The 8,472-nt window shown below is 66.9% G+C and carries 6 protein-coding genes and 1 pseudogene; 5 read left to right on the top strand and 2 right to left on the bottom strand.

Annotated features, from left to right (window positions below):
- Nucleotides 1–120: 120 nt before the first annotated feature.
- Nucleotides 121–408, bottom strand: coding sequence for a transposase (locus M4D54_RS10165; RefSeq protein WP_228018789.1), 288 nt, complete (start codon nt 406–408; stop codon nt 121–123).
- Nucleotides 409–462: 54 nt separating this feature from the next.
- Here M4D54_RS10165 and M4D54_RS10160 point away from each other — a divergent pair.
- A pseudogene (locus M4D54_RS10160) lies at nt 463–1,796 on the top strand (IS256 family transposase).
- A 615-nt stretch (nt 1,797–2,411) separates the two neighbouring features.
- Nucleotides 2,412–3,527 (top strand): glycosyltransferase family 4 protein, encoded by a 1,116-nt coding sequence (locus M4D54_RS10155; protein ID WP_193865141.1) that lies wholly within the window; start codon nt 2,412–2,414, stop codon nt 3,525–3,527.
- Nucleotides 3,528–3,533: 6 nt separating this feature from the next.
- On the opposite strand, the gene M4D54_RS10150 is transcribed toward M4D54_RS10155, so the two are convergent.
- On the bottom strand, nt 3,534–5,378 hold the full coding sequence (locus M4D54_RS10150) for an ABC transporter ATP-binding protein (protein WP_259891250.1): 1,845 nt from the start codon (nt 5,376–5,378) through the stop codon (nt 3,534–3,536).
- 258 nt (nt 5,379–5,636) lie between these two features.
- Between M4D54_RS10150 and M4D54_RS10145 the strand changes: the two genes are divergently transcribed.
- The 3 genes from M4D54_RS10145 to M4D54_RS10135 are packed head-to-tail and all read left to right on the top strand — an operon-like array spanning nt 5,637 to nt 8,406.
- Complete coding sequence (locus tag M4D54_RS10145) at nt 5,637–6,698, top strand: glycosyltransferase family 4 protein (RefSeq protein WP_193865139.1); 1,062 nt, start codon at nt 5,637–5,639, stop codon at nt 6,696–6,698.
- Between the two features lie 2 nt (nt 6,699–6,700).
- A complete protein-coding gene (locus M4D54_RS10140; protein WP_259891248.1) occupies nt 6,701–7,561 on the top strand; it encodes a hypothetical protein in 861 nt (286 codons plus the stop codon).
- Complete coding sequence (locus tag M4D54_RS10135; protein ID WP_259891247.1) at nt 7,558–8,406, top strand: glycosyltransferase family 2 protein; 849 nt, start codon at nt 7,558–7,560, stop codon at nt 8,404–8,406. Before M4D54_RS10140 ends, M4D54_RS10135 begins: the two co-directional genes overlap by 4 nt.
- Nucleotides 8,407–8,472 lie beyond the last annotated feature (66 nt).

The following is an 8,472-nucleotide window of genomic DNA, read 5'->3' as shown; positions in this document are numbered from 1 at the left end:
ACCACGACGACCGCGCCCGCGACCGTCTAACCACGGAACGAAACCCAGGGCGCTTCACTCCCTGCCCGCGACCGCGGGCAACAGGACGACTCTCATAACGACTGGACCTACGAAACGGGGTCAGCCCAGGTTCGCCTGGGAGAGGTAGGCCGCGGCACGGCGGAGGACCTCGTTCTCCTGCTCGAGCAGCCGGATCCGCTTGCGCGCATCGCGCAGCTCGACCGAGTCCTCCCGGGTCTTGCCGGGCCTGTTGCCGTCCTCGACGTCGGCTTGACGCATCCAGTTCGTCAGACACGACTCGGATATTCCGAAGTCACGCGCGATCTGGGAGAGCTTCTGGCCAGGTTCGCGGTTCCTCGCGACACGGACGACGTCGTCACGGAACTCCTGGGGGTAGGGAGCAGGCATGATGCACATCCTTCCCTGCAACGCTTCTCAGCGCCACAGATCATGTGACACCTGATCGCGCATCAGTCCCCTCCTCACATTGTCGACCCTTCCGGCCTGCTCGGTGAAGCCCTGGCCGAAGCGTCCCCGGACCTGATGCGCAGCCTGCTGCAGGACGTGATCAACGCCCTGCTCTCCGCGGACGCTGATGCCGTCGCCGGCGCAGAGTACGGAAGGCCCAGCGCTGGTCGTTCTGCACAGCGCAACGGCTACCGCCATCGCGACCTCGACACACGGGTCGGGACGATCGATGTGGCCGTCCCCAAACTCCGCTCTGGCACCTACTTCCCCGACTGGCTGCTCGAGCGGCGCAAGCGCGCTGAATCCGCCCTGATCACCGTCGTGGCGGACTGCTACCTCGCCGGCGTCTCCACCCGCCGCATGGCTCCCCGGATGCACGCTTCGCGCACATCGCATCCGGGGCCCCAGCTCGTCAAGACCCTCGGCATCAACTCGCTCTCGAAGTCGCAGGTCAGCCGCATGGCAGCCGATCTTGACGAGCATGTCGAGCAGTTCCGCCACCGGCCCTTGGACGCGGCCGGCCCCTTCACATTCGTCTCCGCTGACGCGCTGACGATGAAGGTCCGCGAGGGCGGACGGGTGATCAACGCCGTCGTCCTGCTCGCGACCGGCGTGAACGGCGACGGGCACCGCGAAGTGCTCGGCATGCGAGTGGCCACCAGTGAGACCGGGGCGGCATGGAGCAGCTTCTTCGCGGACCTGGTCGCTCGCGGTCTGGGCGGGGTCCGTCTGGTCACCTCTGATGCGCACGCCGGGCTGGTCGAGGCGATCGCCGCTCACCTGCCCGGAGCGTCCGGGCAGCGACTGGGGGCACCTCCCGCTTGAGAGCGAAGCGCGTGGGGGAACGCACCCACTACGCCGCGAACCTGATGAGCATCTGCCCCAAGGGCATGTGGCCGGCCGTGAAGGCGATGCTGCACAGCGTCTATGACCAGCCCGACGCGACAGCCGTGAACGCCCAGTTCGAGCGGCTGCTGGACTACGTCAGCGAGAAACTGCCCGACGCGGCCGATCACCTCGATGCCGCCCGCGCCGACGTCCTCGCGTTCACCGGCTTCCCCAAAGACGTCTGGGTCCAGATCTGGTCGAACAACCCCGCCGAGCGTCTGAACCGCGAGATCCGTCGACGGACCGACTCGGTGGGCATCTTCCCCTCTCGCGAGGCGATCGTCCGGCTCGTCGGCGCGGTCCTGGCTGCGCAGACCGATGAATGGGCCGAGGGCCGCCGCTATCTCGGCCTTGACGTCCTCGCCCGCTGCCGCCTCACCCTCACCACCAGCCCCGTGAACGAGGTGAACACCGATGCCCTGCCCGCGCTGACAGCCTGACCCCTCATCGAAGGATCGCTACACCACTTCCTGGGACTTGACCGAAAGCTCGGCGGCGCACCCTGATGAGGAACTGAAGATTTTCCTCGCCTCCGCCGAGTGGGTGGCGTCACACCCGCTACTGTTCGGCAACGGACAGCCTGGACTCCGAGCGAGAACGCGACCAGAGAGACGAACAATGACTCTCGAAGCCCTTAGTCGACCCTGCCGAATTGCAGCTATCGTTCGAGGCGTCGCACGCCCGCACCGGGGCCGTGCGCCGGGCAAGGAGGGGAAGTGGCCGGTCCCACGGTCAGCGTGATCATTCAGTGTTACCAGGCACAATCGACCATCCCGCTGCAGCTCGCATCCCTCTCGGGCCAGCTCGATTCTCGGCCGCGAGCGATTCTCTGGGCCGTCACTGGGGACCAAGGAGAGCATGATTCCCTACCCCGACGATCTTGCCTGCAGCCCGGAAGAGAACGCTGAACTTCGATGACCGTCCCAGAAGCACCCCGCCGTGTTGTCGTCATCTCGCCAGTCCCTGCCCTCGAGTCGCCGACCCATGCGGGCGGGCTCCTGCTCACCAGGATCGTGCAGGCCCATCTGGCATCCTGCGCGCACGTCAAAGTGCTCGTGCCGTCTACGAGAGCCACGATCGAGGCCCTCCACGAGACCGCGCCGGCCGCTCCGACCCACATGCTCGGCAGGCCGCGCGACCATCGAGGCCTGCACCGACTGGCGCTGACCATCGTCCATCGTGCGCTCCCCGCCCTGCCCTCGCGAGACCTCGCCGAGGCCCCTTGGCACTTCCTCGCAGATCTGTTCATGAACCGCTCGGCCCGTCGGCTGCTCCGTACCGCGGACCTCGTGGACCTTCAATGGGAGGAGTACGGTCGCCTCGCTCCCCTGATCCGGAAGCTCGCCCCGAACGCCGCGACGACCTGCATGTTCCACGACGTGAACGAGCAGAAGCTCTCCCGTGCCGTCGACGCCGCGGGAGACAAGGAGAGCGCGCGGAAGGCACTCAGGGATCGCGCCCGTAATCGCCGGCTCCTCCGACGCGCCGCCCCTGCTCTCGACCGTGGCTTCGTCCTCTCTGAAAAGGACCGGGTGCTGCTCGATGGTTGCATCCCAGGGCTGCCGTCCTCCGTCGTCCCCCCGCCGCTCGTCGATGACTCCACTCCGCTCTTCGATGTCGGCTCCCGCCCCCCGGTTGTCGGCTTCGTCGCCGCACTGCGTCGCCACGAGAACCGTGACACCGCGCTGCGGCTCGCCACGCACATCTGGCCCCTCGTCCGTGCGGCTCGACCGGATGCGCGGCTCCGCATCATCGGGGGAGGTCTCGAAGAGGGGCCCCGTGCCCAGCTCAGCGGGCTCCCCGGAGTCGAACTCACCGGATTCGTCGACGATCTCGACGAGGCGTACTCCGGACTCCGCGCCACCGTCTCGCCTATCGACCGCGGCGCCGGGGTCAAGTTCAAGGTGGTCGAGTCCATCGTGCGCGGCATCCCGACGCTCACCACCACCGTGGGAGCCGAGGGCATCGACACGGACCTGTTCGACCTGGTCTCCGATGATGATCACGAGTTGGCCCAGGGAGCCCTCGACGTGCTGTCCGACCACGATGCAGCGGTTCGGGCCCACACGGCGGCTCTGCGCGCTCGCGCGACCTACGGGGTGGACAGGTTCGTCCGGGAGTATCTCTCGGGCGTCGAGGACGCGATCACGTGCCGCCGATCGAGAGTCTGACAGGCGTCAGACGTCGAGCTCAAGCCGCCCCAGCTCCACGAGGCGTGCGAACTCCGGGTTCTGCCGGTGCAGCTCGGTCATGGTGCCCTGGCCGGCGAGCCGGCCTTCTGAGAAGAACAGGATGTCGTCGGCGTTCTTGACGGTCGAGAGACGGTGCGCGATCACGATCACGGTGAGCTCGCCGTGCAGCGCGGCGATGGTCTCGGTGATCTGGTGCTCCGTCTCGTTGTCCAAAGCGCTGGTCGCCTCGTCGAGGATCAGCACACGCGGGCGCGCATACAGTGCGCGTGCGATGCCTATCCGCTGTGCCTGACCGCCGGAGACGCGCACCCCTCCATCACCCACCCACTGACCGAGCCCTTCGGGCAGGTCCGCGACGAAGTCTTCGAGCCGAGCTCGGCGCACGACATCGGCGAGGTGCTCTTCGTCCACCTCGTCGCGCAGGGCACCGAAGGTGATGAGGTCCCGGAGCGGCGCGTCCCAGAGGTACACCTGCTGGGAGACGACGGCCACTTCGGACATCCAGCGTCGTGGCTGCTGGGAGAGGTCCATGTCGCCGACCGTGATGGAGCCCGCGGTGGGTCGGAGAAGCCCGGCCAGGAGGTCTGCGAAGGTCGTCTTCCCCGCCCCGGAGGGCCCTACGAGGGCGACGGTCGTCCCGCGATCGATCCGGACGTCCACATCGGAGAGGACATCGCGGCTGCCTGTGGCGTAGCGGAAACCAAGATCTCGGACCTCGATGGGTTCTTCAGGCACCGGATCGTCCTGCGCACTGGTCGGGGCGATCTCCACCCGACCGACCTCGTCCTCCAGACTCCGGATCTCGTCCGCTGCGAAAGTAAGGTTCGGCATTGCCGCGCGGAGGTTGTTGACGGTCGCGACGACGCGGTTCAAGGCTGGGACGATGCGCACCGCACCGGCCGCGAAGACCGCGAGCAGGCCGAAGGCGGTCGCCTCGTCGTAGAGCCAGAAGAGGAGCAGTGCGATCAGGAGAATCCCGATGATCATCGCGATCTCGAGGAGGTACTTCGGAGCCTCTCCCAGGATCCCCTGCCTCTGCGCCGTCCTCGCGTACTGGCTGCGATTGATGCGATATCGCTCGACGAAGAGGGACTCCCTACGGAAGAGCCTCGTCTCCCGGAATCCCTCGATCGCCGGGTTGAGATGGGACCACGCATCCTGCTCGAGCATCAAGCCCCTGAGCCCGAACTTGTAGGCGAAGGGCTTGAACACCCGAGCAACCAGCAATGCTGTCCCACCGAAGACGAGGATCGCCAGCACCGAGGCGAGCGGAGCCATGAGCACGAGGGCGAGGAAGATCGCGACGATCGCAAGCGCGTCCGTGAGGACGAGGATCGCCCCCAGGAGGACCCCGTTGAACGCCTGCGGAATGGCTCCGGTGATGACCTGCAGGATCTTGGAGCGGGATCGGCGACGGAACTCCTGGAAGTCCGAGCGCAGATATCGCTCCAGCATGGCCGCCTGCGCCGCGGCCTGTGCCCGGTTGACGACCCCCAGGCTCCACCACCGGATACCGATCACGCCGAGATTCTTCGTGACGAAGACAAGGCCGACGACGAGCGTCACGGCGAGGAGGAGCGTCTGGCGGTCGCGTGTGCCCACGAGCGGCACGACGAAGCGCTCCACCACGCTAGGAACGGACTCCGGCGACATGAGCATCTGGGTGAGCGGCAGCATGAGCGCCACCGCGACGAGGTCGAGCAGCGCCGAGATGATCGAGGTGAGCAGCAGGCCGATCAGACTTCCCCGCATGCTCCAAGGCACGATCGCGATGACGGCGCGCAACCGAGCGGCCACGGCGCGGATGCCCCCTCGTTCCGTGGTCTGCATTTCCACCTTCTCCCATACGTCAGAAACGCCGAGCGGCACGTCGGGCCGTGTGTTCCTCGTGCCATATCCTACGGTCAGAACGGAGTTGACCCTGTCCGTGTCCCCCGAACCCGTGGAGCGGCCTGTCGTGCAGCGTCATTTCACCCACCCGGTGCTCCGGGCCGGAGCACTAAGTTGAGCACCCGAGCCGATCACGTCATCGTCACGAGCCCCTGGGACCCCACATCGCCCCGCTCGTGGTCCGGCGTAGTGCTGCCTATGATGGAGGCGCTGCGCGACGAGTTCGAGCGGGTGGATTTCGTGCCGACCGGAACGGAGACTGCTCTCGTCGACCGAGTCCTCGCTCGCCTCTACGGCCTCCGCGATCGCACACATCTTCCCGCGTGGTCTCCGTCATCCGCGCGGCGTCGGAGCCGCCCGCTCGCACGCGCTCTCCGGACCCTCCCGGAGAGCGCGCCGATCATCGGGATCGCCGCGACACCCGAGCTCCTCGAGGTGCCGAGCTCACGCCGGATCGTGCAGGTCACGGACTCTTCCTTCGCGGCGCTGGCGAATACCTATCCGGACCTCGCCCGGGTGCCGGCCCTTGTGCGCAGAAGAGCCCTGCGCATCGAACACGAGGTCGCCGAGCGCACCGAGGCATTCGTGGTCGCTTCCGCCTGGAGCCGTGAGCGACTGATCGATGACCTCGGGGTTCGCCCCTCGCTCGTGCGAGTCGCCCATCTTGGTCCCGGGGTGAAACCGCGTCCCGGAGAAGTCCGTCGCCCGAAGCATCCGGATGCTCCGTTGCGGCTGCTCTTCGTCGCCAGCGATTGGGGACGAAAGGGAGGAGACCTCGCCGTCTCCGCGGTGGACGAGCTGCGCCGGCGCGGCCACGACGTGCTGCTCACCGTGGTCGGGGACGCGGTCCCGTCTCTCCCGGAGCACGTGGTGCGGGCTGGCCGGCTCGACCGTGAGCAGATGAGCAGCGCGTACCTGACGCACGACGTCCTCCTGGAGCCGTCGAGGGCAAGTGCGGGTGGGGTGGTCGTGACCGATGCGCTGCACCACGGACTCCCCGTCCTCGCAACCGCGACGGGTGGGCTGACCGACCTCGTGGTCGACGGCAGGTCGGGCTGGCTCATCGCCGACGATGGGACGCCGGAGCCGTTCATCAGCGCTGTCGAAGAGCGGGTCCTCATTGAGGATCTCGAGTCTTTCTCCGACGATGCCGCCCGGTGGGCCGCGGACAACGCGGAGTGGAGCGGCTGGGCTCGATCCGTCCGTGCGGCGATCGAGGGTATTGATGAATCTCGCGACAAAGGGGAGATGCCGCAGTGAGAATGATGGATGGTCTCCGACAGGCCAAGCATCAGGCGTTTCTGGTCTCGAAGAAGCTGCGTCGCACGGGAGCCGCGGCCGCGTTGCGAGATGCCGACCGCCGCGGTGCTCGGCGCGAGGAGAAGCATCCGTTCACCTATACCGAGGGAATGTTCCCCCACACCTTCCTGTGCCGACCTGATCCCGAGGGCGTCCAGCAGGAGGAGGTGCCTGCTGTGCGCTGGGTGATCTGGCTCGGCGGCCCCCCGCCGCCTCGACGCGCTCGCTCGCTCCAAGCCCTACGGGAGCAGGCAGGCGTCGATGTTCGTGTCGTCGCCGGGCCCGAGGATGTCCTGGTGGAGGGCCAGCCCTTCCATGCCGCATATGGCGACCTGCATGTAGTTCACCGAAGCGACTACCTCCGCGCCTACGCGCTGCACCACCACGGCGGCGCCTATCTCGACGTGAAGCCGCAGACCGCACCAGTGCGCGAGCTCATCGACACCATGAACGACGATCCTGATGCATGGGTGATGGGTTACCGCGAGGTCACCTCCGCATACGTCCCGGACTTGCCGCATTCGCTCGGAGCACACCTCCGTGCGCACTATCGCGCCGTCCTCGGGACCTCAGCCTTTATCTGCCGGCCCCGGTCGCAGTTCACCACGGAGTGGATGAGGGAGCTCCATGCTCGACTCGACTTCCTGCAGGAGCCCCTCCGAGAAGCGGATGCCTCAGGTTGCGACCCGTATGGCGCCCCAGCAGGCTACCCGATTCGCTGGACGGAGATCCTGGGAGACATCACGCAGCCCCTCTCTCTCAAGCACCAGTCCCATCTCCGGTTCTCCGACCGGCTCCGCCCCCAGCTCGAGGACTATCGATGAGCACGGTTCTCTTCACCGTCGTGATCCCTGCCTACAACGCCGCCGACACGATCGGACGGCAGCTCGACGCCTTGATCCACCAGGAGGACGCTCCACCGTTCGAAGTGGTCGTCGCGGATAATCGGTCCACCGACGGCACGGCCGAAGCTGCGAGGCGCTTCTCGGACAGGCTGGACATCCGCGTCGTCCCGGCGTTCGAGCGGCAGGGCGTGAACTGCGCACGCAACGCCGGGATCAGAGCGGCTCGTGGAGAGGTCGTGGTCCTGCTCGACGCAGACGACAGCGCCAGGCCCGGAGTGCTCGCAGCATTCTCAGACGCCTTCACGAAGGAGCCGGCACTCGGCATCGCGGGCGGCATCCTCAGCACACGCGACCCGTCGACCTACGAGATGGAGCGTCCGCAGCGGTATCTCCCCTACGCCCCCGGGTGCATCATGGCGATCCGCCACGAAGTGATCGACGCGATCGGTGGGTTCGACGAATCCTTCGTGGGCGGTCATGATGAAGTGGATTTCTGCTGGAGAGCTCAGCATGCCGGTTTCACGATCTCACTTGCACGGGGGGCGCTCTTGGACCGTACGGACCGCCCGACGCCTCGCAGCGCCTTCCGGCAGTTCCGTCGCTACGGAGTGACGTACATCCAACTGTGGATGAAGCACCGCGATCGCGGAATTCCCGGGAGCACAGTGCGGGGAGAGCTGCAGATGCTCCGCAAGACACTCCGTCGCGTCCCCGACCTCCGGAGCCATGACCTGCCACGCCGTCTCGATGCCGCGCAGATGATCGGATGGAACGTCGGCCGCTGGCAGGGTGATCTCCGCTATCGAGCGCTGGGTCCTCGATGAGCGTTCGAAGCGCACCGGATGCTGTGATGGATGTGGCGCGGCAGGTGAAGCACGCGGGCTTCGTCG

The sequence above is a fragment of the Brachybacterium sp. p3-SID1565 genome (assembly GCF_025143785.1).
In the GTDB taxonomy this organism is placed as follows: Bacteria; Actinomycetota; Actinomycetes; order Actinomycetales; family Dermabacteraceae; genus Brachybacterium; species Brachybacterium epidermidis.
The sequence above is the reverse complement of the archived record's forward strand: the minus strand, read 5'-3'. Positions and strand labels throughout refer to the sequence as shown.